The sequence below is a fragment of the Sphingomonas sp. AP28 genome, from assembly GCF_056680455.1.
Genome location: NZ_CM155283.1, coordinates 1,138,064 through 1,163,759 on the forward strand (window position 1 = coordinate 1,138,064; position 25,696 = coordinate 1,163,759).

The following is a 25,696-nucleotide window of genomic DNA, read 5'->3' on the forward strand; positions in this document are numbered from 1 at the left end:
CCGCCGGGGTGGTGTTGGGGCGTGTCCGTCGCTCTTCTTTCGAGGACACAAACCATGCGCTTCTCGCGCTTCTTCATCACCAGGCCGATCTTCGCGGGCGTGATCGCGGTGATCATCACGATCGTCGGTGCGATCGCCTACATGACGCTGCCGGTGTCGCAATATCCCGACATCGTCCCCCCCACCGTCACCGTCAGCGCGACCTATCCCGGCGCCTCCGCCGAGACCGTCGCTGAAACCGTCGCCGCACCGATCGAGCAGGAGATCAACGGCGTCGACAACATGCTGTACCAGTCGTCGCAATCGACCGGTGACGGCAAGGTCACGATCACCGTCACCTTCAAGATCGGCACCAACCTCGACGCTGCCCAGGTGCTCGTCCAGAACCGCGTCGCGGTCGCCGTCCCGCGCCTGCCCGAGGACGTCCAGCGTCTCGGCGTGGTGACGCGCAAGACGTCGCCCGACTTCCTGATGGTGGTGAACCTCGTCTCGCCCGACAACTCGCTCGATCGCGGCTATATCTCCAACTACGCGCTGACGCAGGTCCGCGATCGCCTCAGCCGGATCGACGGCGTCGGCGACGTGCAGTTGTTCGGTGCGCGAGATTACTCGATGCGCATCTGGATCGACCCCGGCCGCGCCGCCGCACTCGACCTCACCGCCGGCGAGATCGTCGCGGCGTTGCGTGCACAGAACGTCCAGGTCGCCGCCGGCACGCTCGGCCAGCCGCCGTACGACAAGGGCAACAGCGCATTCCAGCTCAACGTCGAGACGCAAGGCCGCCTGACCGATCCCAAACAGTTCGCCGACGTCGTCATCCGCACCGATGCGCAAGGCCGCCAGGTCCGCGTCTCGGACGTCGCGCGCGTCGAACTCGGCGCGCAGGATTACGGCGCGAATACCTATCTCAGCGGCAAGCCGACCGTCATCGCCGCGGTCTTCCAGCGTCCCGGCTCGAACGCACTCGGCGCGGCGCAGGCCGTCACCGCCGAGATGGAAAGCATGTCGAAGCGCTTCCCCAAGGGCCTCGAATACAAGGTCATCTACAACCCGACCGAGTTCATCGCGCAGTCGATCGACGCGGTGAAGCACACGCTCTTCGAGGCAATGGTCCTCGTGGTACTGGTGATCCTCGTCTTCCTGCAGAAGTGGCGCGCGGCGATCATCCCGATCGTGGCGATCCCGGTCTCGCTGATCGGTACCTTCGCGGTGCTCGCCGCTGCCGGGTACAGCCTCAACAACCTGTCGCTGTTCGGCCTCGTCCTCGCGATCGGCATCGTCGTCGATGACGCGATCGTCGTGGTCGAGAATGTCGAGCGCAACCTCGAACACGGGCTCTCCCCCTTGGAGGCGGCGCGCACGTCGATGGACGAAGTGTCGGGCGCGCTGGTCGCGATCGTGCTCGTGCTGTGCGCGGTGTTCATCCCGACCGTGTTCCTCACCGGGCTGTCCGGCGCGTTCTACCGCCAGTTCGCGGTGACGATCTCGACCGCGACGATCATCTCGCTGCTGATCTCGCTGACGCTGTCGCCGGCGCTCGCCGCGATGCTGCTCAAGCCGACCGCACCCGCCGACTCCGGCAACCGCCTGACCCGCACCGTGCGACGCGCCGGGGACGCCTTCAATCGTGGGTTCGAGCGGATGAGCGACAGCTATGCCCGCCTCACCGCGCGCCTAGTCACCGCGCCGCGCCGGATGATGATCGCCTATGCCGCCCTGATCGCGGTCACGGTCGGCGTCTTCACGATCACCCCGTCGGGCTTCGTTCCCGCGCAGGACCAGGGCTACTTCCTGACCGTCATCCAGCTTCCGCCCGGCTCGTCGGTCGAGCGCACCGATGCGGTCATGCAGAAGGTCGCGAAACGCATCCTGCCACTCGCCGGCGTCAAGGGCGCGGTCATGCTCGCGGGCTTTGATGGCCCCTCGCAGACGCTCGCACCCAACTCGGCCGCCGCGTACATCCCGCTGAAGAGCTTCGAGGAGCGCAAGAAGCTAGGCGTTACGCTCGCGAGCATCATGGCGGAATCGCAGAAAGCGACCGGCGACATCACCGAAGCGCGCCTGCTGATCGTCCCGCCACCGCTGATCCAGGGCATCGGCTCGGCCGGCGGCTACCGTCTGATGGTGCAGGACCAGGGCGGCCACGGATACGCCGATCTCGGCAAGACGAGTTACGCGCTGATCGGCCAGGCGAACCAGACCAAGGGTCTCGCCCAGATCTATACGTTCTTCGACACCGCCACCCCGCGCATCTTCGCCGACGTCGACCGCGCCAAGGCCAACCTCTTGGGCGTCCCACCCGAGCGCGTGTTCGAGGCGTTGCAGGTCTATCTGGGCTCGGCGTTCGTCAACGACTTCAACCTGCTGGGGCGCACCTACCGCGTCACGGCACAGGCAGACGCGCCGTTCCGCAACACCACCGCGGACATCGCCAACCTGAAGACGCGCTCCAACTCGGGCCAGATGGTCCCGGTCGGCTCGGTCTCGACGTTCAAGGACAAGACCGGCCCGTACCGCGTGGTCCGCTACAACCTGTTCCCCGCGGTCGAAGTCGATGGCGACACCGCCAAAGGCTATTCCTCGGGCCAGTCGCTGGTCGCGATGGAGAAGCTCGCCGATGCGTCGCTCCCCGCTGGCTACGCGCATGAATGGACCGGCATCGCCTACCAGCAAAAGGCCGCCGGCAGCACCGCCGCGCTCGTCTTCGGCATGGCGGTCGTGTTCGTCTTCCTCGTGCTCGCCGCGCAGTACGAGAGCCTGACGCTACCGCTCGCGATCATCCTGATCGTGCCGATGTGCCTGCTCGCTGCAATGACCGGCGTGAACCTGCGAGGTATGGACAACAACGTCCTCACGCAGATCGGCCTGGTCGTGCTGATTGCGCTCGCCGCGAAGAACGCGATCCTCGTGGTCGAGTTCGCCAAGCAGGCCGAGGAACAGGACGGGCTCACCCCGGTCGAGGCGGCGGTCCGCGCAGCGAAGGACCGGTTGCGGCCGATCCTGATGACGAGCTTCGCGTTCATTCTCGGCGCGGTGCCGCTGGTGATCGCGACCGGTGCCGGTGCGGAACTCCGTCAGGCGCTCGGGACCGCGGTGTTCTTCGGGATGATCGGCGTGACCGGGTTCGGGCTGCTTTTCACCCCCACTTTCTATGTCGTCGCACGGGCGCTGGCGCTGCGGTTCGAACGCCGCAAGCCAGCCGCTGCCCAGCCGACCCTTCAGCCAGTCGAATAGGACCAGCATCATGAAGTCCGCCCTCCTTGCGAGCCTCTCGGCGCTGACGCTCGCCGCCTGCGCCGCCGGCCCCGACTATGTCGCGCCGATCACCCCACCCAAGGCGGCGGCGTCGTTCGTCACCGCGCCCTCTGCCAACGGCACCGCTGCCACCGTCACGACGGCGCCCGACAACGACTGGTGGCGGATGTACCGCGACCCCGTCCTCGACGGCCTCGTCGCGGATGCCCTCGCGGCAAACACCGACTTGCGCGTCGCCGTCGCCCGGCTAGATAGCGCCCGCGCGTCCCTGCGCGGCGCGAAGACCGACCGCGAGCCACAGGTGAACGCGGGCGCGAGCGGCAATTACGCGCGCACCTCGCAACTCCAGAACCTGCCCGGCCTCGACCGCGAGCGCGCCACCTACGACGTAGGCCTAGACGTTAGCTACGAGGTCGATCTCGCCGGCCGAGTCCGCCGCAACGTCGAAGCAGCCCGCGGTGACGTTGGCGCCGCGCAGGCCGATGCGGATGCCGTCCGCGTCTCGATCGTCGCCGCCACCACGCGCGCCTACGTCGATGCAGCCTCGTCCGCCGAACGCCTCGCGGTCGCGCGGCGAATCGTCGACCTGCTCGACAAGTCGAACACGCTGACCGGCAAGCGCGTCGACGCCGGTCGTGCAGCCCGCCTCGACCAGGTCCGGATCGCAGCCCTGCGCGATCAGCGCGCCGCCAACATTCCGCAGATCGAGGCCGAACGTCAGGCGGCGCTGTTCCGCCTCGCCACGCTCACCGGCCGCACCCCGCAGGACCTTCCCGCAACCGCCGGCGCCCGCACGACGACGCCGCGCCTAGACCAGCCGATTCCAATCGGCGACGGCGCGACGTTGCTAGCCCGCCGCCCCGACGTCCACGCCGCCGAACGCCGGCTTGCGGCAGCCACCGCGCGGATCGGCGTCCAGACCTCGCAGCTCTACCCGCAGATCTCGCTCGGCGGTTCGATCGGCTCGACCGCGCTTAGCGTGGGCGACATCTTCACCGGCGGCCCGATCCGCTGGCTGCTCGGCCCGTTGCTGAACTGGTCGCTCAACCAGTCGGCAGCCCGCGCCCGCATCGCCGGCGCCGAGGCGGACTCGCGTGGCGCACTTGCCAATTTCGACGGGAGCGTCCTTACCGCACTCGAGGAAACCGAGACCGCGCTGTCCAACTACGCCCGCGAACTCGATCGCCGCACGCAGTTGCAGTCCGCGCACGACAACGCCGCCACCGCCGCCCGCATCACCCGCGCTCGCCAGCGCGAGGGCCAGATCGACTTCCTCGACGTCCTCGACGCCGAACGCACGCTTGCCGATACGGATACGGATCTCGCGGCGGCGGACTCGCGGATCGCAGGGGCGCAAGTCGACCTGTTTCGTGCGCTGGGTGGTGGCTGGCAGGCGCCAAGTCGCCCCGCCGCATGAGGTAAATACATCCAGAACCGATGCGTTAACCAACATAATACTGTAAGGAGCAACTAAAGTAGATCAAGTCTGACGACGAACGGACCGCAGTATGACTGACGACATCGAACAGACGGAGACGAACGCCGCAGCGTGGCGTGATCGTGTCTCGTATCACGAAGACCGGGCCGCGCAGGAACGGGTACTTGCAGCTTCAGCGCGCTCGGACGCGGCATATACCGCGCATCGGGTACTCAGCGAGCGACATCTTCAACTCGCGGCGACCGCCGAACTGGTCGCAAAAATGCCCGATGCCGAACCACCGCAAAGCGTGTCGCTGGAGCAGACCGGCGACCTGATCCGCAGGAGCTACGGTGATGTCGGATAGCGGCCCATCCGACCGGGGAATGTCAGGCGATGTCGGCCTTGCCGAGGTTGATCTTGTCGTAGAGCGCAAGCAACGCGGTCACTTCCTCGACCACGGTTTCCTGTTCCGCCCGCCAGCGCGCGGTGGCGTCGTGCGACGGGATACCATCCTGCCCGTCATGCAGGGTAAACCCTTGGTCTATCAGCCAGATCGCGTCGCTCGCCCGCGAACGCTGTCGTCGCAGGTGATAGACCCATTGCTCGATTATCCCCGAAGGTACCAGTCTATCCAGATCGCCCATCGCGCCGCGGTAGGGCAACGCCGACGCCAATACCAGCCTTCGAAAATTCTGGCGAAACATCCACGTCTTGCTGCGGTTACCGGCGTTAACCGTGTCGCGGAATCCCGCCGGAACTTTGCCGGCGCATCGCGATCATTATGGACTTCCTGCCGCACCCTTCCGTGATCGAACGCCGTATGGATGATCAGTCCGTGCTGGCCATGCGTGCGCCGACCCCGATCATCGCGCAGATGCATGAGGGACTGGCGCTGCTGTACCGCGAACAGCTGATCGCGCTGCTCGAACGCTGATCCGAATTGGGATGCGACGACGGGCCGACCGCGGCTAGGAGCCGTTACATGACTCCTCCCGACACCCGCTCCGATCTTGAAACCTCACGATCGGTCTGGATCGGCACCTATGCCGGCGGTGGCGGCGTAGGCGTCTATCCTCTCAGCAGAACCGGCTCCGCTGGCGCTCCGTATCCGGATGCACGCAACGCATCGTTCGGCACATATTCGTCGCGGTTCGATCTCCACTACCTGGTCGACGAGCAGGACGTCGGCGCGCTCGGCGTCCACCGTCGCACCGCCTCGGGCTGGCTCCGGCTGGCGCACGTCCCGGTCGGTGGTGCAGCACCGTGCCACGTCGCGCTGGATCGCACGCAAACCTGCGTCGCGGTCGCGAACTACGCTAGTGGCAGCGTCTCGCTGTTCCGGCTTGATCCGCAGAGCGGGCTGCCGATTGGCCAGCCGACCGTGCGCGCCAATAGCGGTAGCGGCCCCGATCTCGAACGCCAGCAATCGCCGCACGCGCACTGGGTCGGCTTTGGCCTCGACAACCAATTCCTGTATGTTGCGGATTTCGGCACCGACGAAGTGCTCGCCTTCGCATTCGACGCGGAACGGGCAACAGTCGGAGAGCCGTACACCGCGCTTAAGGCCGTGCCCGGATCGGGGCCACGACACCTGCTGTTCCATGAGCAGCACCCGAAATCGGCGTATCTCGCCTGCGAACTCGACAGCACGCTTGTCGCGCTGACCGTCGTGGGTCACGATCTGAAGCCCCGCGCGTCCGTTTCTACCCTTCCGGCAGGCTGGAACGGCGCAAACATCATCGCGCACATCGGTACCAATGCCGCGGGCGACCGGCTGTACGTCTCCAATCGCGGCCATGACAGCATCGCGGTCTTCGCGCTGAACGAAGGCGGCGATCCCACCCTCCTTCAGCATATCGCCAGCGGAGGCGCATCGCCGCGCTTCTTCATGGTGCTGGAAGAGGAACATCGGATGATCGTCGTCCACGAACGCGATCAGCGCGTGACGATGCTCGATATCCTGCCGGACGGGACGCTTGCTCCGACCGACTTCGCGGTACATGTCCCCGGCGCCGCGTTCGCCTTCGTCGCTTAGCTGACGCTGGCGATGAGCAGCGTGAGTTCGGTACGGACCGGGTTGTCGTCGATGCGGATGGGCTTCACCGCACGGCGCTTGACGGGATAGGACGCGCGCACCGCGTCGCACAATTCCTTGACCGAGACACGCACGCACGCCCCTTCGTCGCAGACCAGGCGCGGCGTGCTGATCGACTGGATGCAGGTCGTCGGCGTACCGGCCCAGACTGCCGCCGCGCTCGACAAAAGGCATGCGGCTGCGATCCGCAAAACGGTGTTCTTGGTCATCATGGTAGCCGGCCCCCCACAGGCAGTTCGTATCTGGTAAAGCCACCGTTAGGGGCCAAGTTGTTGCGATAACGTTTCAATCGGCGGGCAATCGTACGACGGTCCGCCGGTGGTCAGAAACGACAACCGGAGCGATCAATCCGCTGCGATCGGCCCTTGCGGAGGGCTCGCGCGTCGCGTGAACCACACGATGATGACCATCGCCAAGCACAGCCATGCGGAGATACGGAACAGGTCGGTCGAGGCGAGCAGATACGCCTGCGCCACCATCTGCCGCGTGATCGCACCCGCCGCCTGCACGTCGGTCAGCCCCATCCGCGTCAGCGCACCCTGCGCCATCTGGTAGGGCGAACCGGTGCCGATCGCTTCCGACAACCGACTCTGGTGGAGCGTCTCGCGCCGATCCCAGGCGGTCGTGATGATCGACGCGGCGAAGCTGCCCGAGGTGATGCGCGCGAAGTTCGAGATGCCCGTCGCCGACGGCAGCCGCTCCGCCGGGATACGGTCGAGCGAGATCGTCAGCATCGCGAGGAAGAACGTGCTCATCGCGATCCCCTGCACCATCAGCGGCAGCATAAGGTCGTAGAAGCTCGCGCCCGTCGTGTAGCCCGAGCGAAGGTAATAGGAGTAGCCGAATGACGCGAACGCGACCGTCGCGAGGATGCGCGCGTCGATCTTGCCGCTGAGTCGGGCCACGAACGGCGTCAGAATCACCGCCACCGCGCCCGAGGGTGCGGCGACCAGTCCCGCCCAGGTCGCGGTATAGCCGAGCTGCGTCTGCAACCAGAGCGGCAGCAGCAGCGTGTTGGCGAAGAACACCGCATAACCCAGGCAGAACGCGATAGTCCCGATCGTAAAGTTGCGGCTCTTGAACAGCGACAGGTTCACCGCCGGGTTGGCGTCGGTCAGCTCCCAGATGATCCAGCCGACAAAGCCGATCGCGGCGACGACCGCGGCGATGACGATCCGGTCGGCGGCGAACCAGTCGTCGTTCTTGCCGAGATCGAGCACGATCTGCAGCGCCCCGACCCAGATCACCAGCAGGATCAGCCCGACCTGGTCGATCGGCAGCTTCCGCGTCGGCGTATCGCGCTTGCCGAGCTTGTTCCAGCACACGAACGCGCAGAACATCCCGAACGGCACGTTGATCAGGAAAATCCAGCTCCAGTGGTAATTGTCGGAGATGTAGCCGCCCAGGATCGGCCCCATGATCGGCGCGACCAGAGTCGTCATCGACCAGATGCCGAGCGCGGTGGAACGCTTGTGGACGGGGAAGATCGCGATCAGCAGCGCCTGGCTGCCGGGGATCATCGGCCCGGATACCGCGCCCTGGAGAATGCGGAAGCCGATCAGCGACGGCAGGTCCCATGCGATCCCGCACAGGAACGATGCGATCGTGAACAGGAAGACGGACACGCAGAACGTCCGCACCACGCCGAACCGGCCCATCAGCCACCCGGTCAGCGGCACCGCGACTCCGTTGGCGACCGCAAACGCGGTGACGATCCAGGTGGAGTTGTCGCTGGAAACGCCGAGATTGCCGGCGATGGTGGGAAGCGAGACGTTGGCGATCGTCGTGTCGAGCACCTGCATGAAGGTGCCGAGCGCGAGCGCGAATGCGGTGAGGGCGAGCGAGCCGCCGACGAGAGGGGCGGGACCGGCGCCGGAGGGGGCTGCCATCAGGTGGCACTCCGTTCGCAAAGGTGAACCTCGACCACGCCACCACCCCGGCGAAGGCCGGGGCCCAGTTGGGGGACGAGCCTAACGGAAGGCAGCGCGCCGTTACGACCACCTCTCCAACTGGGCCCCGGCCTCCGCCGGGGTGGTGGCCCCAACAAAGCAGACGGCCCGTTCCCTGTTTCCCCGCGAAGGCGGGGACCCAGACTGGGCTCCCGCCTTCGCGGGAGAACAAGGAGAGCAGGACCGCACCGGAGTAATGGCCACCGCAAAATCATCACCGGTTAGCCGCGATGATCTGGCGGATCTTCGCATCGACCGCAGCATCCCCCTGCCCGGTCGCCAGCCCCTTGTACGCCGCCACCGCAGGCCGCCCGACCATCGTCCCCGACTTGTCCGCGGTATCGACGATCGCGTTCACCGACAGCCCGACCCGCAACGGATTGCGCCGCAGCTCACCCTTGTCGAGCGCGATCCGCACCGGCACGCGCTGGGTGATCTTGATCCAGTTCCCGCTCGCATTCTGCGGCGGCAACAGCGCGAACGCATTGCCGCTACCCGCACCCAACCCGACGACATGGCCGTGATAGACCAAATCATCTCCGTACATGTCCGCCGTCACCGTAGCCGCCTGGCCGATCCGCAGATCGCGCAGCTGAGTCTCGCGGAAGTTCGCATCGACCCAGACCCGGTCGAGCGGCACCACCGCCATCAGCGGCAGCCCCGCCGAAACCTGCTGCCCAAGCTGCACGGTCCGTTGCGCCACGACGCCATCGATCGGCGCCACCACGTGCATGTGACTCCGCGTGATCGCCGCGCGCCGATACGCCGCGATCGCCGCCAGCACCGCCGGGTTGTTCGACACCGTGGTGCCGACGACGCCGTTCTTCGACTGCGCCTGCTGGCTGCGCGCGAGTTGCAGCGTCGCGCTCGCCACCTTTACCTGGTCCGCGGCATGGCTCAGTTCTTCACCCGAGATCGCGCCTTCCGCTGCCGCCCCACGACGGCGCGCGAGATCGTTCCGCGCCCGCGCCAGTTCGGCCTCCGCCTGCACGACCGCGGCCCCGGTCTCGTTCACCTTAGAAAAGTCCGACCGCGTCGCCCTCACCGCCCGTGCGAGTTCCGCCTCCGCCGACGCCACACCGACATCCGCGGTCGCGGCGTCGAGGTCGATCAGCGGCTGGCCCGCCTTCACGACCTGCGTATTGTCAGCATGGATCGCGGTCACCTGCCCCGGGTCGCGCGCAGTGATCGCCACGATATCGCCCGCGACATAGGCATCGTCGGTCTCCTGCTCGGGTGCGGCGAGCAGGAAGTGGAACACCGCCCACACGATCGCGCCGATCACGACGACCACACCGAGGATCGTCAGCGCGCGCTTGCGTGCGCGCGGATTGCCGGTCGGAGCCGCGGCGGGCGCCGGCGTTTGCGTATCGGTCATCGCGTCATCCCCTGAAAATCATAACCACCACCCAGCGCCAGCACGAGCTGCACGCGCTGTTGCGCGGCATCGGCGGCGAGGTCGGCATCGGCCTGTTCGGCGGCCAGCGTGCGGACGTCGTTGTCGACCAGATCGAGCCGGCTATCGAGGCCGCTCGACACGCGGATCGCGTTCAGCCGCCCGGTCTCGGCATAGCCCCGCACCACCTCGCGCTGTCGCTGCCGGTCGGCGTCGAGCGCCCCGATCCGCGCCACCGCATCGCCCGCCTCGCGCACCGCGCCGATCACCCGGTCGTTATAGTCCGCGGTCGCCAGATCGAGCGCCGCGGTCGCGCCCGCGAGGTCCGCCTTCAACCGGCCATTGTCGAAGATCGGCAGATGGACCGCCGGCCCGACGCCGACCGTGCCCGCATCGAGCGAGAACAGATTGCCGAGCCCGACCGCCTGGAACCCCGCCAGCGCCGCCAGATTGACGTTCGGATAGAACGCTTTCCGCGCAACCTGACGCCCGGCCGCCGCAGCCTCGATCCGCGCCTGCGCCGCCGCGATATCGGCACGTCGCGCGAGCAGGTCGGCGGGCACGGTCTTGGGCAACGGCAGCGCCGCATCGAGCCGCAACGCGGTCGCACCGATCGTCGCCGGATAATTCGCACCACGCCCGGCCAGCGCCGCCAGCGCATTCTTCGCGAGCACCTGCGCCGCCTGCGCGCGCAGCAACGCCTGGCGCGCCTGCGCCAGCAGAGTCGTCGCGGCCTGTGCGTCGAGCTTGCTCGCGAGGTTGTTGCGGATCCGCACGTTCACCAGCCGTAGCGAATTCTGGCGCGTCGAGATCGTCCGCTGCGCGATCCCCGCCTGCGCCTCGGCGCGTTCGAGATCGATATAGGTCTGCACGACCGCCCCCGACAGCGCCATCCGCGCCGCCGCTACGTCGAGCGAAGCCGCGCGCACCGACGCCCGCGCGCCCTCGATCGCGGCCTTCTGACGCCCGAACAGATCGAGGTTCCAGCTGAGGTTCGCCGCGGTCGACCCGACGAACCGCGTCGATCCGGCATAGGGCGGCGGGATCGTGTAGCGACCGCTCAACCGCGCAAGTTGCTCCTGCGCATCGAGCGTCACGTCGGGGCCATTGTCGGCACGCCGCGTCGACAGCACCGCCTGCGCCTGCGCGACCCGTGCCAGCGCCGCATCGAGCGACGGGCTGCCCGCCACCGAATCGCGCACCAGCCGATCGAGCTGCGGATCGCCGAACGACCGCCACCAGTCGGCCGCGATCACCGGCGCCGCATCCGGCGCCAGCCCGAGCGCGGTGGCCGATACCGGCTCAACGACAGTCTTCGACGCCGGGATCGCGCATCCCGCGAGCAGCCCCGCCACCGTGATCGGGGCCAGGGCAGTGCCAATCTTCATGCGCGGCGTCCTTCGGTCAGAGCGTCGTCCAGCGTCGTGCGGAGTTTTTGCATCAGTTCGATCAGCTTCTCGATTTCGGCCCGGTCCCAGCCCGTCAGCAGACTATTCCAGTATTCGATGATCTTATCGCGACACCGGATCGCGACCGCCTTGCCGTCGGCCGTCAGTTCGAGATTCAGCACGCGCCGGTCGTCGCTCGCCCGCGACCGCGTGACCCAACCATTATGCTCCATCGCGTCGACCAGCCGAGTCGTCGCACCCTTGTCGTGCGAAAGATCCCGCGCGAGGTCGGCACACGTCGCGGCCCGGCCTGCGAGGATGGACATGAGCGCTGACCACTGCGTCCCGGACAGACCCTCCGCCGCGAACACCGGCTCGATCAGGCTCTGCCCGATCTGATGGATCCGCCGCGCGAGGTAACCGAGCGAACAGTCCGGCCCGAATTCAGATTTGGTGTAGAACGCCATATCGTTGCCATGGCAACCATTGCCCAGGCAGTCAATTGCGCGTTTTGCATGTTGACGTGAGGACGGCGGACTGGTGGATAGACGCGCCTCGAAAGCGCTCGGCCCCCCGAATCTCACACAGGCTCGGCCGGAAATACGAAAAGGGCCACCCGCAAGAGCGGATGACCCTTTCGCCATTCCAACGATCTAAACGCCCCCGATCAGAAGCGGAACTTGATCGAACCCTTGTACGACTGGTTCGACACGTCCTTGCGCTCGACGGTGGTGTCGGCGCCGACCGAGATGTCGACGCTGTCGCCGACCAGCGTCAGCCCGGCGCTGATCTCGCCCCAGTTCTTGTCCTGCCCGGCCAGCCCGAACAGTGCGTTCGGACCGATCCCGCCGACGAAGTTCGCACCGAACACGCCCGGCGTCGACTGGAAGTCATGGACGTAGTTCGCCGCGGCATAAGGCCGGAACGAACCACTGCCGCTGAGCACTAGCCCGGCGCGACCCTGCAGGCTGTCGAAGCTGTCGCGATCGACGAACAGAGCCGGTCCGCCGCCAGTCTCGATCGACTTGCCGAAGCCAATATGGCTCGCGCGCATCGACACGCGCGGGCCGACCTTGAGCATCGACAGGTCGAACGCCTTGCCGAGCCCGACCTCGCTGACGACGGTCAACGCGTTGTCGGTGCCGCGCAGGCGGTAGCTGGTGCCGACGAAGCCGACGGTGCGATCGGTCTTGGCGACGAACGCGCCTGCGCTGAACTGCGTATCGAGGACGATCCCCGATGCGGTCTCCAGCTTGCCGTACAGCGTACCCTGGAACAGCTCGCCCTTGGCGCGCTGCGCGATGCCACCGGTGGTGCCGTCGGTGTTGGTGTACGAGAACGAGAAGCCGATCACGCCGCCCTCGCCTGCCTGTTTTTCAAGACCGGCCGCCGCGAAGTAACCGTCGAACTTGTCATGCCCGCCGAACGGATTGGTCCCCGGCATCGACCGGCTCTTGCCGTCGATATAGCCGCCCGCGATGAAGCCGCTCATGTCGTCGGGCAGGCGCCCCTGCTGCAATACGGTGCCGCTCGAGTCGCTCATCGTGTCCTGCCCGCCCGGCAGGTCGCTCGCCATCAGCGACGCGACCTGGACCGGCTTGCCGATCAACGCCAGCGTACCGCCGAGCCCGCCACGCGTATCGATCTGCGCGATGTGATCACGATAGAAGCGCGACATCGTGTCGATCGACGCGACGCCGAGGCTCGACTTGAGCGTCTCGGCCCGCGGCGCAAGGCCCTCCAGCGTCGAACGGATCGTCGCCGCGTTCTGCAGGTCGAGCGAACCATAGACGTTGCTCAGCGCCGCATAGTTGGAACGGTTCTGGTCGAGCAGCCCGGCATAGGCCGACTGCACCGGCGTCGCGGCCACGACGTTGCGATACTGACCCGCGAGGATCCGGACCTGCACCGCGTTGGCGCTGTAGACATAGCTCGGCGTCAGGATCGCGCTGAGCGGTGTCGCAGCCGCGAACGAACCCGTGATGCCGCCTTGCGCAGTGACGATCGTGTAGAGGTCGTTGTACCGGATCGTCTGACCCGCGACCGGCGCGAAACCGACGCGACCGCCAAGATTGGCGATGCCGTTGGTCGCCACGCCCGCCGCGTTGAACGTCGTCGCCGCAAAGGCGAGCTTGTCCGACGTACCGTTCGGCCCGAGATCGATCAGCAGGTTGGTGCCCGAGGCGAGCACGCCGTTGCCGCCGATCGTCAGCGTGCCGATCGTCCCCGTCGTGCCGGGTGCGATCATCCCGGCGACGCTGGTGAAGAACGGCGTGTTGATCCGGCCCGAGCCGGTCAGCATGCCCGCCAGCATGAAGTAATCGCCGGGCGTCGAGATCACGCCGTCGTTCTGGACGACGCCGGTCACCTGGTTGATCGTCATCAGGCTGGTGAGCGACCCGGCCGACGTCACGGCGAGCTTGGCCGTGCTGCCCGCGACGGTGAACTTGTCGACCGTCACCGCCGAGTTCAGCGTGGTCGTACCGGCCGCCGACAGCGTGACGTCGTAATAGCGTGCGCTACGCTGCGTCGTGCGATCGGGGTCGATGTTGTTCGGCACGAAATTGCTCGCGCCCGGCAGGCCGTTGGCAAGCGTCGGCGACAGCGCCGCCAGCGCAGGTCCGGCGGCAGGACGTGGCCCGTTAGCCACCGGTACGCCGTCGATCGTCTCGACGCCGGTCTTCACATCGAGACAGTCGGTCTGGAAGCAGATCTGGCCGAACTTGTTGCCATCGCCGGCGATGCCCGCACCGACCGTGGTCGGAACGCCGTTCACCAGCTTGCCGTCGACGATGATCTGGTAGTTCGGATCGAGCGCGGTCACCCAGTGCGACGCATCGGTCCACAGGCCGTCGCCGGTCTTGGCCTGGGCGTAGCGATAGGGGTTGTTGGCAGCGATATAGTCCGCGAACAGATAGAGCGGCTGGTAGAAACTCGCCGTCCCATAGGCCCCGAACGGTGTCTGGACGAAGAAGCGGTTGCCGCCCGATAGGACGCCGATCACCACCTGCTTGGCAAACGTGCGGTCGAGGATCAGCGGTCCGCCCGAATCGCCACCCGCAGTCGTGCCTTCCTTGGCCAGCGGGGCGTCCTTGAACACGTTGAAATCATACGGGCTCGCAGCAGCGGTACCCCGGCGGGGATCGTCGAAATCGAGCTGGTACAGGTTCTGCGGCATGCCGCCGGTCTCACCGTAGAGGAACCCGTTCAGGTCGTCGAACGAACCGAGGATGCCGATCGTGTTCTCAGCGATGCGACGCCGGTAATCGACGCCGTTGGTGTCGCCGACCAGCGTGCCACCCTGGCCGTTGCGACCATAGCCGGTGATCGTGACGTGATAGCCGGTGCCGGTCGTGTCGCCGATCGTCGCAGGCGCGGGCAGCGCCGACAGCAGCAGCGCCCAGGTCGGCACGTTTGCCGCCGGCGTATCGAGCGTCGCGATCGCGACGTCGCCCTGCAGAAAGTTCTGCGCCAGCCCGAGCTTCAGCGAGTTGGCGTTATAGACGACCTGGTTGACGTTATAGAGGAAGTTGGCGGTGTTGGTCTTGTACTGTTGCGTGTTGACTGCGCCGGTCGCAGTCGTCGGCAGGAACCAGTCGAGCAGGGCCGGACGGTTGTTCTGCTGGAAACCAAACGCAATCGGGATGCCGCCGCCCTGCGCACCATAGCCCCAGGGGTTCTGCGCGCCAGTGCCGGCAGCGTTCTCGTTCACGCAGTGCGCGGCAAAGATCACCGTGCGCGGATTGATCAGCGTCCCCGTGCACAAGCCGACGCCGCCGCCCCCTGACGAGATCGTCATCTGGCCGACGCCATTGACGCCGTTGCCGGGGTCCTGCGCGGTGGTCGGCGTGCCCGGCGCCGAGATTACGATGTTCGGTTCGGAGAAGACATCGGCGGGGTTCAGCGCGCTGCCATAGGCGATCGATTCGAGGATCGGCAGGCGATCCTGTGCAGCCGCTATCGATGGCAGGGCCGCCGCGGCGAGCAGCGCCGTCGAGGTCAGCAGCGTCACACGTGCGGGGCGCGATCCAGTACGAGCGCCGCGCATGCGCGAGGTAGCTATAATCGTCACATTCAACCCCTTGTCCGCGCCGCCCGCTGTAAGACGTACGCCAATTTGGAGAGGGTATGCAGACCATTTTGGGAACGCAATCAATGACTACGCGGCAATCACGCGACTGTAACATTGTGTATCGAACGTTGTATAATTGTCACCGCGGGGCCGGTTTTGGCCGTCCGATATTGCGCTGCGCGGTCGCCGCAAATCCCGAGCTTGCGCTGTTCTTCCGCGAACGGTCAGGCACTTGCCGGGGGTTTGTCCGCCAGTTCGTCGAGGCAATGCGCCAACAACGCAGCCAACAGGTATCGCTGCTGCGCGTCGGCGATAGCCAAGGCGTGTTCGATGGCGCTGCGCAGGATCCGGGTGTCGTCGGTATCGGGGCCCATGCCTCGTGTTCGCGGCTAGCGCGATCCCGCGCAATACGCCAGGTTATGCCGACATCTTTTAACCTGTGTTAGCCGCAGAATTCCGGCGTTTCTGCTGCCGTTTTTGGTAGCGCGTCGAAACCGCGATATGTCATGTTAACGCATGGCAATCGACACCGAATCGGCTCGCACTGCAGAAAACCTCCTCACTGTGCGCGGCATGCGCGGCGAGATCTTCCCCAGCGAAATATTCGACGAACATGCCTGGAACATGATGTTGCGGTTGTTCGTCGCCGAAGCCAGCGGCGAGGCGGTGACCGCATCCGACCTGATGGCGCTGACCAAGACGCCCCCGGCGGTAGGCGAGCGCTGGATCGCGCACCTAGTCGCCGATGCGCAGATCGAGCCCTATTCGGAGGGCGGCACGATATCGCTGACCCGTTCCGCGGTCGATCGCATGAACATGTTCCTGCGCCGGGCCGCGAGCGTCCACGAAAGCGACGGTCCCGCCTGACCCGCCGGCCAGACTTTTAGCCGGGCCCGCCCGCCTGACCGCTAGCCTGCCCGACAACACGGTACCGCCAGCACGGAATAACCGGCCTGGGGCGTCCCCGCGCCCTTCCCCGATCCGCTCCCCCTTGCTAAGGCCCCAGCGGTAACAGCATTTTTCGCTCGGTCCCCGACGCGCCCGCGTGGCCTATACGGCTGCTTTCCCCTCGGCGCCCGGCGGCCCGACGCCCACGGGAAGGACCCCTATGACTGCCATCGGCCAGGACACCCTCAAGACCCGCACCAGCCTCTCCACCGGCGGCAAGTCGTACGACTATTACAGCCTCGCCAAGGCGTCCGAACAGCTCGGCGACATCAGCCGCCTGCCCTTTTCGATGAAGGTGCTGCTCGAGAACCTGCTGCGCTTCGAGGACGGCGTGACCGTCACGCGCGAGGATATCCAGGCGATCGTCGACTGGCAGAAGGAGCGTCGCAGCGACCGCGAGATCCAGTATCGCCCGGCGCGCGTGCTGATGCAGGATTTCACGGGTGTCCCTTGCGTGGTCGACCTCGCCGCAATGCGCGACGCGATGACCAAGCTCGGCGGCAACCCCGAGAAGATCAACCCGCAGGTCCCCGTCCACCTCGTCATCGATCACTCGGTGATGGTCGACGAGTTCGGCACCCCGCAGGCGTTCCACGACAATGTCGACCTCGAATATGAGCGCAACATCGAGCGCTACGAGTTCCTCAAGTGGGGCAGCAAGGCGCTCGACAATTTCCAGGTCGTCCCCCCCGGCACCGGCATCTGCCACCAGGTGAACCTCGAATATATCGGCCAGGCCGTCTGGTCGTCGGCATCGTCGGGTGACCACGGCGACGGCACCATGATCGCGTATCCCGATACGCTGGTCGGCACCGACAGCCACACGACGATGATCAACGGCCTCGGCGTGCTCGGCTGGGGCGTCGGCGGGATCGAGGCCGAGGCCGCGATGCTCGGCCAGCCCGTGTCAATGCTGATCCCGGAGGTCGTCGGCTTCAAGCTGCTCGGCAAGCTCAACGAGGGCATCACCGCCACCGATCTCGTGCTCACCGTCACGCAGATGCTGCGCGCCAAGGGCGTGGTCGGCCGCTTCGTCGAGTTCTTCGGCCCCGGCCTGTCGTCGATGACGCTCGCCGACCGCGCGACGATCGCCAACATGGCGCCCGAATACGGCGCGACCTGCGGCTTCTTCCCGATCGACGACAAGACGCTCGATTACATGCGCCTTACTGCGCGTTCGGACGAGAACGTCGAGTTGGTCGAGGCCTATGCCAAGGCCAACGGCTTCTGGCGCGACGAGAATGCCGAGGACCCCGTCTTCACCGACACGCTCGAACTCGACATGGGCACTGTCGTCGCCAGCCTCGCCGGCCCGAAGCGCCCGCAGGACCGCGTCAGCCTCAACAAGGTCGACGAGGTGTTCAACAGCGACCTCCACAAGCTGTACCACAAGGAGCAGCCCGCCCGCGTCGCGGTCGAAGGTCGCGAGCATGACATCGGCGACGGCGACGTCGTCATCGCCGCGATCACCAGCTGCACCAACACGTCGAACCCGTCGGTGCTGGTCGCCGCAGGGCTCGTCGCGCGCAAGGCCAACGCGCTCGGTCTCAAGTCGAAGCCTTGGGTAAAGACCTCGCTCGCCCCCGGTTCGCAGGTCGTCACGGACTATCTCGACAAGGCCGGCCTCACCGCGGACCTGAACGCGCTTGGCTTCAACCTCGTCGGCTATGGCTGCACGACCTGCATCGGCAATTCGGGGCCGCTGGCGCCTGCGATCTCGGCCGCGATCAACGAGAACGACCTCGTCGCCGCGTCGGTGCTGTCGGGCAACCGCAACTTCGAAGGCCGTGTGTCGCCTGACGTCCGCGCCAACTTCCTCGCCTCGCCGCCGCTCGTGGTCGCCTATGCGATCAAGGGCACCGTCACGACCGACATGATCGAGACGCCGCTGGGCCAGGGGTCCGACGGCCAGGACGTGTATCTGCGCGATATCTGGCCGACCAACGAGGAAGTCCGCACGACGATGGACGCCAACATCGACGCCGGCATGTTCGGCGCGCGCTACGGCGACGTGTATGCGGGTGACGCCAAGTGGCGCGAGATCGACGTCACCGGTTCGGACACCTACGCATGGCGCGCAGGGTCGACCTACGTCGCCAACCCGCCATACTTCGAGGGCCTCAGCATGACGCCGTCGCCGGTGCAGGACATCATCGACGCCAAGCCGCTCGCGATCCTCGGCGATTCGATCACCACCGATCACATCTCCCCGGCCGGTTCGATCAAGGCCGACAGCCCCGCAGGTCGCTTCCTGCAGGAGCATCAGGTCAGCAAGGCGGACTTCAACAGCTATGGCGCGCGTCGCGGCAACCATGACGTGATGATGCGCGGCACCTTCGCCAACATCCGCATCAAGAACGAGATGGTGCCCGGCATCGAGGGCGGCATGTCGAAGTACGACGGCGAGGTCATGGCGATCTACGACGCCGCGATGCGCTTCAAGCAGGACGGCACGCCGCTCGTGATCGTCGCCGGCAAGGAATACGGCACCGGCTCGTCGCGCGACTGGGCCGCGAAGGGCACCAACCTGCTCGGCGTCCGCGCCGTAATCACCGAGAGCTTCGAGCGCATCCACCGCTCGAACCTGGTCGGCATGGGCGTGCTGCCGTTGCAGTTCGCGGAAGGGATCGATCGCAAGACGCTCGGCCTCGACGGATCGGAGACGTTCACGATCCTTGACGTCGCGAGCATCCGCCCGCGCCAGGACGTCACGGTCAAGATGACCCGCGCCGACGGCACCAGCGAGACGTTCGAGACCAAGTGCCGGATCGATACCGTCAACGAGTTGGAATATTTCCTCAACGGCGGCATCCTCCACTACGTCCTGCGCAAGCTGGCCGCGTAAGACTGCCCTACGATCCTCCCCCGCAAGGGGGAGGTGGCGCCGTAGGCGACGGAGGGGGAGGACACGAAACAGAGGTTTCCCTTACCTCCCCCTCCGTCAGGCAAGCGCCTGCCACCTCCCCCTTGCGGGGGAGGATAGATAGGCTTCCAAAATCTCAGATTATTGTAGCGCGTCTCGCGCCGCGACTCCCCGCGCTCCCGAACGGAAAAAAGGCGGGGCGATCGCGAGGATCGCCCCGTAGTTCAGGGAGAAGACCGGGACAGGGGAGACCCGGTCAAGTCGCCGTCCACAGGGGGAGAGGGAGCGGCGACGCACTCCCCTTCGCCCCGATATGTTGCAGGGATATGTCGAACGCGGCGAATGACGAACTTTTCACCTGACTAATTTCGAGGGCACATACCTGCCCAATCCTCCCCCGCCAGGGGGAGGTGGCAGGCGCCAGCCTGACGGAGGGGGAGGAAACGATAACGTCTGATGCGTGTCCGCCCCCTCCGTCACCTTCGGCGACACCTCCCCCTGGCGGGGGAGGATTGAGGTCAGACCGAAAGCGCCCGCCCCGCCACCGCATCCAGCTTCGCCACCAGCGCAGGATCGCGAGCCTCCCGCGCAGTAATGATCGCGCTATCGAGGCACGTATCAATCGGCGAAGCCTCACGCTCCACCGGCAACGCGCGCAGCAACGCCATCACCATCGCCCGAGCCTTCGCCGCATTCGCGCCAAGCTGCGCCACGACCTGCGCGACATCGACGCCCGCCTCGTCCTCGCGCCAGCAATCGTAATCCGTCACCATCCCGACCAGCGCGTACGGAAGCTCCGCCTCGCGCGCGAGCTTCGCCTCGGGCATCGCCGTCATCCCGATCACGTCGCACCCCCATTGGCGGTAGAGCCGACTTTCCGCCCGCGTCGAAAATTGCGGGCCTTCCATCGCGAGATAGGTCCCGCGGTCGTCGACCTGCGCGCCCGCCTCCCGCGCGGCGTCGGCGGCATAGCGCGACAGACGCGGACAAACCGGGTCCGCCATCGACACGTGCGCGACCAGGCCCGTACCGAAGAAGCTCGACGGCCGCCCCTTGGTACGATCGATGAACTGGTCGACGACAGTAAAACTCCCCGGCGGGCGCTGCTCGACTAGAGAGCCGACTGACGACACGGCAAGAACGTCGGTCACGCCGAGCCGCTTCAGCGCATCGATGTTCGCGCGGGCGTTGAGCTCGGAGGGGGAGATGCGGTGGCCTCGGCCATGTCGTGGCAGGAACGCGACACAGACATGGCCGACGCGGCCGGTGTAGATCGCGTCCGATGGCTCGCCCCACGGGGTCTCGACGGTCTGCCAGCGGCCATCCTCGATCCCGTCGACCGCGTACAGCCCCGAGCCACCGATGATTCCAATCGTCCAGCCGCTCATTCGGCGAGCGCCCTCGGCCGTGCGTAGACGAAGTAGATCACCAGTCCGGGCAGGTTCCACAGCCCGAAATACAGCTGCGTCTTCGAAGGCAGGCTGAAGAACAGGTACAGACAGCCGAGAATACCGATCGTTCCCACCAGCGTAGCCGCCGGCGCCCGGAACGTCCGCACCGCATCGGGCGCACGGCGGCGCATCACCAGCATGCAGGCGCAGACCGCGACGAACGCCGCAAGCGTGCCCGCGTTGGCCAGCGCGGCGATCTCGGCCAGCGGCAACAGCCCTGCGATCGCCGCGACGATTGCCGCCGTGATCCAGGTGATCCGGACGGGAGCGCCCCGCTTCGAGACCTTTGCAAGGCTCAACGGCAGCAACCCGTCACGCGCCATCGTGAAGAAGATGCGGCTTTGCCCGAACAGGAACGCGAGCAGCACCGTCGGCAACGCGATGACGGCGGACGCACCAAGGAAGGTCGCAAACCCGGGGCGGCCGATCTCGCGCAGGATCAGCGCGAGCGGCTCTGCGCTGCCGGCGAACTTGGTGTACGACAGCGCGCCGACAGCGGCGACCGCGACGAGAATGTAGATCGCGATGCACGCTACCATCGACCCGACGATGCCGATCGCCAGATCACGGCCGGGGTTCTTGGTCTCCTCAGCCGCGGTCGAGATCGCGTCGAAGCCGTAGAACGCAAAGAAGATGATCGCCGCCGCCGCCATCACGCCCCGCTCCGCCCCGTCGGGCTGCACGGCCTTGGGGAAGCCATAGGGCATGAACGGGTGCAGGTTGGCGCTGTTGAAATAGTGCAGCGCGATGAACACGAACACGGCGAGCGCGATCATCTTCACGCCGACCAGCACCGCATTCAGCGTCGCACTCTCGCGCGTGCCGAACGACAGCACGCCCGCGACGACCGCGATGATGAAGATCGCGGGGACGTTGAGGATGCCGCCAAGCTCGGGACTGAGCGTCAGCGCCTCGGGAAAGCCAAAAGCGCCGCGCAGCAACGGTGCTGCATAGCCCGACCAGCCGACCGCGACGGTTGACACGACGAGGGAGTATTCGAGGATGAGGCTCCAGCCTATCACCCACGCGATCAGCTCGCCGAGCACGACATAGCTATAGGTATACGCGCTGCCCGACGCCGGGATCATCGTCGCCATCTCGGCATAGGCGAGCGCAGCGCAGGCACAAATCCCGCCGGCTATGATGAAGGACAGGATCACCGCAGGCCCGGCAAGCCCTGCCCCCACGCCGATCAGCGTCAGGATGCCAGTGCCAACGATCCCGCCGACGCCCATCGCCACGAGGTGCGGCCACGACAAGGTCCGCGCGAGCTGATGCTCGGGAGGCTGCTCGGTAACGATTTTTCGGCGAAACAGACTGGCCACGGATATCCCCTCTTGTTGCGCGGGGAGTGGCACAGGACGGGACAGGGGGGCAAGACCAGCAGACTTACACCTACTCCAGGGAAATCTCCTCCCCGGCGGAGGCCGGGGTCCAGTTGGCAAGGTCATTGTGACTATGCGCAGCGCTATGTCCGCAGCGTCTCCCAACTGGACCCCGGCCTTCGCCGGGGTGGTAAAAGCGGAGCCGAGATCGAACGGCAGTCCGCTCGTCCTTGTTCTCCCGCGAAGGCGGGAGCCCAGCCTCGGTTCCCGCCTTCGCAGCGACACAAACTAGCTAACGCTGCAACTCAAACGGTAAAGCTCTCGCCGCATCCGCAGGCGCCCTTGGCGTTGGGATTCTGGAACACGAACCCCGCGGTGAAGTCGTCCTCGACCCAATCCATAGTCGACCCGATCAGGTACAGGATCGACCCGCCATCGACGAACAAGGTCCCCCCCGGCGTATCGATCCGCTCGTCGAACGGCTTGGCCTCGGTGACGTAATCCACCGAATAGGCCAGCCCCGAACACCCACGCTTAGGCGTCGACAGCTTAACCCCGATCGCATCTTCCGGAGCCCGCGCCATCAGGTCGGCGATCCGCGCGTGCGCCGTCGCCGTGAGGTTCAGCGCCGCCGGCCGTGCTCGCAATGTCGTTGCCATCTCTTCTTCCTTCCCCCCTCCCGTAAGCGGGAGGGGCCGGGGGTGGGCTCCCGGCCAGCCACTCATAACTGTCGTTCGCGAGGTGAGCGCGGGCCCACCCCCTGCCCCCTCCCGCATGCGGGAGGGGAAAAGTCATAGCATGCCCAGCTCTAACTTCGCCTCGTCCGACATCTTCTGCGGATCCCAAGGCGGATCCCAGACCAGGTTCACTTCCGCAAACCCGACCCCCGGCACCGACCCGACGCGCATCTCGACCTCGGCCGGCATCGACTCCGCGACCGGACAGTTCGGCGTCGTCAGCGTCATCGCCACCACCGCATGCCCGTCCTCGGTCACCTCGACGCCGTAGATCAGCCCCAGGTCATAGATGTTCACCGGGATCTCGGGATCATAGATCTCCTTCAGCGCATCGATGATCGCATCGTACACCGCGCCACCGGGCTCGCCGGGCGAATCCACCTGCGGCTTCTGCGCCAGGAATCCCGCGAGATAATCGCGTTTCCGCTCCGCGTCGGAGTCCGTCTCCATCACGACGCGCGCCTTGGGCGGCGATGCGACGGCATCCACTTCCTCGATCTCGAACCGATCGCTCATTTGAAGATCCTCGTTACTCGCTCGATACCGCGCACCAGTGCCTCGACGTCCGCCGGCCCGTTATACACGCCGAAGCTCGCGCGTGCCGTCGCCTCGACGCCCAGCGCCTCCATAAGCGGCTGCGCACAATGATGGCCGGCACGGATCGCGACGCGCTCCTCGTCCAATATGGTGCCGATGTCGTGCGGATGAACCCCCTCGATCGTGAAGCTCACGATCCCCGCCGAGTCCGCCGGGCCGTACAGCCGCACCGAATTGATCCCCGACAGCGCCTCGCGCGTCGCCGTTACCAGCGCCGTCTCGTGCGCATGGATCGCGTCGAGCCCGATGGTCTCGACATAGTCGATCGCGGCATGCAACCCGAGCGCCCCGACGATATGCGGCGTCCCCGCCTCGAACCGTCCCGGCGGCGGCGCGTAGGTGGTCCTGGCGAACGAAACCTTGTCGATCATCGATCCGCCACCCTGGTACGGCGGCATCGCGTCGAGCAGTTCCGGCTTGGCCCAGAGCACGCCGATCCCGGTCGGCCCGTACAGCTTGTGCCCGGAGAACACGTAGAAATCGCAGCCGATCGTCTTCACGTCGACCGTGATCCGCGGCACCGACTGGCAGCCGTCGAGCAGGATCTTCGCGCCGACCGAATGCGCGATTTCGGTCGCGCGCTTGGCATCGAGTACCGAGCCCAGCACGTTCGAGACATGCCCAAGCGCGACCAGCTTGTGCGCCGGCGTGATCATCCGCTCCATAGCGTCGAGATCAATGCGGTGATCGGGCGTCAACGGCAACACGTCGATCGCGACGCCGCGCGCTTCCGCGATCATCTGCCACGGCACGATGTTCGAATGATGCTCGAGCATCGAGAGCAGGATGCGGTCGCCCGCCTTCAACTGCTTCCCGGCCCAGCACTGCGCGACCAGATTGATCGCCTCGGTAGCACCGCGCACGAACACAATCTCGTCGGGCGACCCCGCGCCGATGAACCGCGCCACGGCCTTACGCGCCGCTTCGTAAGCGACGGTCATGTCAGCGGACCGCTGGTACACGCCGCGGTGCACTGTCGCATAGGTTTCGCCGTAAGCGCGCGTAATCGCGTCGACCACGACCTGCGGCTTCTGCGCAGTCGCGGCGGTGTCGAGATACGCCCAGCCCTCGGGGATCGCCGGGAAGTCCGACAGGCGATCCAAGGGGCGAACGTCGGCGATCACACTCACAACGCCCGCTCCAGCCACGCATCCGCGTCCGCCACGAAAGCCTCGCGAACTGTCTCATCCGCAATTTGCACGAACGCATCGCCGACGAACGCGCGCGTGAGCAGCGCCTGCGCCTTGGCGTGCGGGATGCCGCGGCTCTGCATGTAGAACAGCGCGCGCTGGTCGAGTTCGCCGACCGTCGCGCCGTGTGCGCACTTCACGTCGTCCGCGAAGATCTCCAGCTCGGGCTTCAAATTCACCGTGGCGGTGCGCTGCAAAAGCAACCCGCGCAACGACTGCACCCCGTCGGTCTTCTGCGCATCGCGCGCCACCTCGACCCGTGCCGCAAGGCTCGCCGTCGACTTGTCCGCGGCGACCGCACGCCAGATCTGCTTGCTCTGCCCGTTCAGCGCAGCATGCCGCACCGACACCGCGCACTCCTGCCGCTGGTCGTTCCGTGTCAGCAACGCGCCGCCATATTCGGCAAACGCATCGTCACCCGTCACCGTGATCGCCCCATCGATCCGCGTCCCGGCATCGCCCGCGCCCAACACAGTGACGATCAGGCTCGCTTCCGCGCCGACCTCGACCTCGTCGCGCAACGACACAAAACCATCGGCCTGAAGCAACCGTACCGCGCGCGTCAGCTTGGCACCCATGCCAAGCATCATCCGCGTCGACCGGTTCGACCAGCCAGCCCCGACATACGTCTCGACCACCGACGCGCTCGCGCCATCGGCCAGCACGATCTCCGCCGGAAGCTGGTTCTCGCCGCCCGTCGCGATGTGAACGATCTGGAGAAGCTCAACGCCGGCATTCGCCTCGACCCGGATCGACCAACCATTGCCCGTTGTACGACGACCAAGCGCATGCTTGCCGCCATCGATCGCCGTCATCGTGACGTGGCGCAAATCGCTCCGACCCTGATCCAGCACGCCATCGACGAACAGCGCCCGCGCACCCGGCAGGTCCATAAACCACGTATCGGCGTCCAGCGCGGCGCCGCGCGGCAGTCCGGCCGCCGCCGCAATCGCCGCCGGATCACCCCAGCGCCACGATTCCTCGCGCGTCGAGGGAAGGTCGAGCAGCAT

The 25,696-nt window shown here is 66.3% G+C and carries 21 protein-coding genes; 7 read left to right on the top strand and 14 right to left on the bottom strand.

What is annotated here, in order from left to right; translation table 11 throughout:
- The first annotated feature begins 54 nt into the window (after positions 1 to 54).
- From AC1MH0_RS05140 to AC1MH0_RS05150, 3 genes are all read left to right on the top strand, one after another.
- Entirely contained in the window at positions 55 to 3,234 is a 3,180-nt protein-coding gene (locus AC1MH0_RS05140; RefSeq protein ID WP_480964988.1) for an efflux RND transporter permease subunit, read from the top strand.
- 10 nt (positions 3,235 to 3,244) lie between these two features.
- Entirely contained in the window at positions 3,245 to 4,672 is a 1,428-nt protein-coding gene (locus AC1MH0_RS05145; RefSeq protein WP_480964989.1) for an efflux transporter outer membrane subunit, read from the top strand.
- Positions 4,673 to 4,763: 91 nt separating this feature from the next.
- Positions 4,764 to 5,039, top strand: a complete 276-nt coding sequence (locus AC1MH0_RS05150; protein ID WP_480964990.1) for a hypothetical protein — start codon at positions 4,764 to 4,766, stop codon at positions 5,037 to 5,039.
- 22 nt (positions 5,040 to 5,061) lie between these two features.
- On the opposite strand, the gene AC1MH0_RS05155 is transcribed toward AC1MH0_RS05150, so the two are convergent.
- On the bottom strand, positions 5,062 to 5,337 hold the full coding sequence (locus AC1MH0_RS05155; protein WP_480964991.1) for a hypothetical protein: 276 nt from the start codon (positions 5,335 to 5,337) through the stop codon (positions 5,062 to 5,064).
- Positions 5,338 to 5,480: 143 nt separating this feature from the next.
- Between AC1MH0_RS05155 and AC1MH0_RS05160 the strand changes: the two genes are divergently transcribed.
- Together AC1MH0_RS05160 and AC1MH0_RS05165 are read left to right on the top strand one after the other, a co-directional pair.
- A complete protein-coding gene (locus AC1MH0_RS05160) occupies positions 5,481 to 5,609 on the top strand; it encodes a hypothetical protein (RefSeq protein ID WP_480964992.1) in 129 nt (42 codons plus the stop codon).
- Positions 5,610 to 5,657: 48 nt separating this feature from the next.
- Positions 5,658 to 6,710 carry a lactonase family protein gene (locus AC1MH0_RS05165; protein WP_480964993.1) on the top strand — a complete coding sequence of 351 codons (1,053 nt, stop codon included), beginning with the start codon at positions 5,658 to 5,660 and terminating at the stop codon, positions 6,708 to 6,710.
- On the opposite strand, the gene AC1MH0_RS05170 is transcribed toward AC1MH0_RS05165, so the two are convergent.
- From AC1MH0_RS05170 to AC1MH0_RS05200, 7 genes are all read right to left on the bottom strand, one after another.
- Positions 6,707 to 6,979, bottom strand: coding sequence for a hypothetical protein (locus AC1MH0_RS05170; RefSeq protein ID WP_480964994.1), 273 nt, complete (start codon positions 6,977 to 6,979; stop codon positions 6,707 to 6,709). The genes AC1MH0_RS05165 and AC1MH0_RS05170 overlap by 4 nt on opposite strands.
- A gap of 135 nt (positions 6,980 to 7,114) precedes the next feature.
- Entirely contained in the window at positions 7,115 to 8,659 is a 1,545-nt protein-coding gene (locus AC1MH0_RS05175; RefSeq protein WP_107953850.1) for a DHA2 family efflux MFS transporter permease subunit, read from the bottom strand.
- Positions 8,660 to 8,933: 274 nt separating this feature from the next.
- Positions 8,934 to 10,097: an EmrA/EmrK family multidrug efflux transporter periplasmic adaptor subunit gene (locus AC1MH0_RS05180; RefSeq protein ID WP_480964995.1), complete on the bottom strand. Its 1,164-nt coding sequence runs from the start codon at positions 10,095 to 10,097 to the stop codon at positions 8,934 to 8,936.
- Positions 10,094 to 11,503: an efflux transporter outer membrane subunit gene (locus AC1MH0_RS05185; protein WP_480964996.1), complete on the bottom strand. Its 1,410-nt coding sequence runs from the start codon at positions 11,501 to 11,503 to the stop codon at positions 10,094 to 10,096. Before AC1MH0_RS05185 ends, AC1MH0_RS05180 begins: the two co-directional genes overlap by 4 nt.
- Positions 11,500 to 11,970 (bottom strand): MarR family winged helix-turn-helix transcriptional regulator, encoded by a 471-nt coding sequence (locus tag AC1MH0_RS05190; protein WP_480964997.1) that lies wholly within the window; start codon positions 11,968 to 11,970, stop codon positions 11,500 to 11,502. Before AC1MH0_RS05190 ends, AC1MH0_RS05185 begins: the two co-directional genes overlap by 4 nt.
- A gap of 200 nt (positions 11,971 to 12,170) precedes the next feature.
- Entirely contained in the window at positions 12,171 to 15,575 is a 3,405-nt protein-coding gene (locus AC1MH0_RS05195) for an autotransporter domain-containing protein (protein ID WP_480964998.1), read from the bottom strand.
- 224 nt (positions 15,576 to 15,799) lie between these two features.
- Positions 15,800 to 15,949, bottom strand: a complete 150-nt coding sequence (locus AC1MH0_RS05200; RefSeq protein WP_480964999.1) for a hypothetical protein — start codon at positions 15,947 to 15,949, stop codon at positions 15,800 to 15,802.
- 142 nt (positions 15,950 to 16,091) lie between these two features.
- On the opposite strand from AC1MH0_RS05200, the gene AC1MH0_RS05205 reads away from it, so the two are divergent.
- Positions 16,092 to 16,442 (top strand): hypothetical protein, encoded by a 351-nt coding sequence (locus tag AC1MH0_RS05205; RefSeq protein ID WP_480965000.1) that lies wholly within the window; start codon positions 16,092 to 16,094, stop codon positions 16,440 to 16,442.
- A 241-nt stretch (positions 16,443 to 16,683) separates the two neighbouring features.
- Positions 16,684 to 19,368, top strand: coding sequence for an aconitate hydratase AcnA (gene acnA / locus AC1MH0_RS05210; protein ID WP_480965001.1), 2,685 nt, complete (start codon positions 16,684 to 16,686; stop codon positions 19,366 to 19,368).
- A gap of 536 nt (positions 19,369 to 19,904) precedes the next feature.
- On the opposite strand, the gene AC1MH0_RS05215 is transcribed toward acnA, so the two are convergent.
- From AC1MH0_RS05215 to AC1MH0_RS05240, 6 genes are all read right to left on the bottom strand, one after another.
- Positions 19,905 to 20,774: an S-methyl-5'-thioadenosine phosphorylase gene (locus AC1MH0_RS05215; protein WP_480965002.1), complete on the bottom strand. Its 870-nt coding sequence runs from the start codon at positions 20,772 to 20,774 to the stop codon at positions 19,905 to 19,907.
- Positions 20,771 to 22,162 carry an amino acid permease gene (locus tag AC1MH0_RS05220; RefSeq protein WP_480965003.1) on the bottom strand — a complete coding sequence of 464 codons (1,392 nt, stop codon included), beginning with the start codon at positions 22,160 to 22,162 and terminating at the stop codon, positions 20,771 to 20,773. The genes AC1MH0_RS05215 and AC1MH0_RS05220 overlap by 4 nt, the downstream gene beginning before the upstream one ends.
- Positions 22,163 to 22,467: 305 nt before the next feature.
- The gene (locus AC1MH0_RS05225; protein WP_056057673.1) at positions 22,468 to 22,821 is read right to left on the bottom strand and encodes a HesB/IscA family protein; all 354 of its coding nucleotides are present in this window, start codon (positions 22,819 to 22,821) and stop codon (positions 22,468 to 22,470) included.
- A gap of 132 nt (positions 22,822 to 22,953) precedes the next feature.
- Positions 22,954 to 23,415: an SUF system Fe-S cluster assembly protein gene (locus tag AC1MH0_RS05230; protein ID WP_056057670.1), complete on the bottom strand. Its 462-nt coding sequence runs from the start codon at positions 23,413 to 23,415 to the stop codon at positions 22,954 to 22,956.
- Positions 23,412 to 24,626, bottom strand: coding sequence for a cysteine desulfurase (locus AC1MH0_RS05235; protein WP_480965004.1), 1,215 nt, complete (start codon positions 24,624 to 24,626; stop codon positions 23,412 to 23,414). The genes AC1MH0_RS05230 and AC1MH0_RS05235 overlap by 4 nt, the downstream gene beginning before the upstream one ends.
- The gene (locus AC1MH0_RS05240) at positions 24,623 to 25,696 is read right to left on the bottom strand and encodes a SufD family Fe-S cluster assembly protein (protein ID WP_480965680.1); all 1,074 of its coding nucleotides are present in this window, start codon (positions 25,694 to 25,696) and stop codon (positions 24,623 to 24,625) included. The genes AC1MH0_RS05235 and AC1MH0_RS05240 overlap by 4 nt, the downstream gene beginning before the upstream one ends.

Bases quoted from the DNA above. Each gene is read 5' to 3' on its own strand.
- AC1MH0_RS05215 (WP_480965002.1), bottom strand. From the start codon at position 20,774: ATGAGCGGCTGGACGATTGGAATCATCGGTGGCTCGGGGCTGTACGCG.
- acnA (WP_480965001.1), top strand. From the start codon at position 16,684: ATGACTGCCATCGGCCAGGACACCCTCAAGACCCGCACCAGCCTCTCC.
- AC1MH0_RS05200 (WP_480964999.1), bottom strand. From the start codon at position 15,949: ATGGGCCCCGATACCGACGACACCCGGATCCTGCGCAGCGCCATCGAA.
- AC1MH0_RS05140 (WP_480964988.1), top strand. From the start codon at position 55: ATGCGCTTCTCGCGCTTCTTCATCACCAGGCCGATCTTCGCGGGCGTG.
- AC1MH0_RS05230 (WP_056057670.1), bottom strand. From the start codon at position 23,415: ATGAGCGATCGGTTCGAGATCGAGGAAGTGGATGCCGTCGCATCGCCG.
- AC1MH0_RS05145 (WP_480964989.1), top strand. From the start codon at position 3,245: ATGAAGTCCGCCCTCCTTGCGAGCCTCTCGGCGCTGACGCTCGCCGCC.
- AC1MH0_RS05175 (WP_107953850.1), bottom strand. From the start codon at position 8,659: ATGGCAGCCCCCTCCGGCGCCGGTCCCGCCCCTCTCGTCGGCGGCTCG.
- AC1MH0_RS05240 (WP_480965680.1), bottom strand. From the start codon at position 25,696: ATGCTGCTCGACCTTCCCTCGACGCGCGAGGAATCGTGGCGCTGGGGT.
- AC1MH0_RS05205 (WP_480965000.1), top strand. From the start codon at position 16,092: ATGGCAATCGACACCGAATCGGCTCGCACTGCAGAAAACCTCCTCACT.
- AC1MH0_RS05165 (WP_480964993.1), top strand. From the start codon at position 5,658: ATGACTCCTCCCGACACCCGCTCCGATCTTGAAACCTCACGATCGGTC.
- AC1MH0_RS05190 (WP_480964997.1), bottom strand. From the start codon at position 11,970: ATGGCGTTCTACACCAAATCTGAATTCGGGCCGGACTGTTCGCTCGGT.
- AC1MH0_RS05180 (WP_480964995.1), bottom strand. From the start codon at position 10,097: ATGACCGATACGCAAACGCCGGCGCCCGCCGCGGCTCCGACCGGCAAT.
- AC1MH0_RS05225 (WP_056057673.1), bottom strand. From the start codon at position 22,821: ATGGCAACGACATTGCGAGCACGGCCGGCGGCGCTGAACCTCACGGCG.
- AC1MH0_RS05150 (WP_480964990.1), top strand. From the start codon at position 4,764: ATGACTGACGACATCGAACAGACGGAGACGAACGCCGCAGCGTGGCGT.
- AC1MH0_RS05185 (WP_480964996.1), bottom strand. From the start codon at position 11,503: ATGAAGATTGGCACTGCCCTGGCCCCGATCACGGTGGCGGGGCTGCTC.
- AC1MH0_RS05170 (WP_480964994.1), bottom strand. From the start codon at position 6,979: ATGACCAAGAACACCGTTTTGCGGATCGCAGCCGCATGCCTTTTGTCG.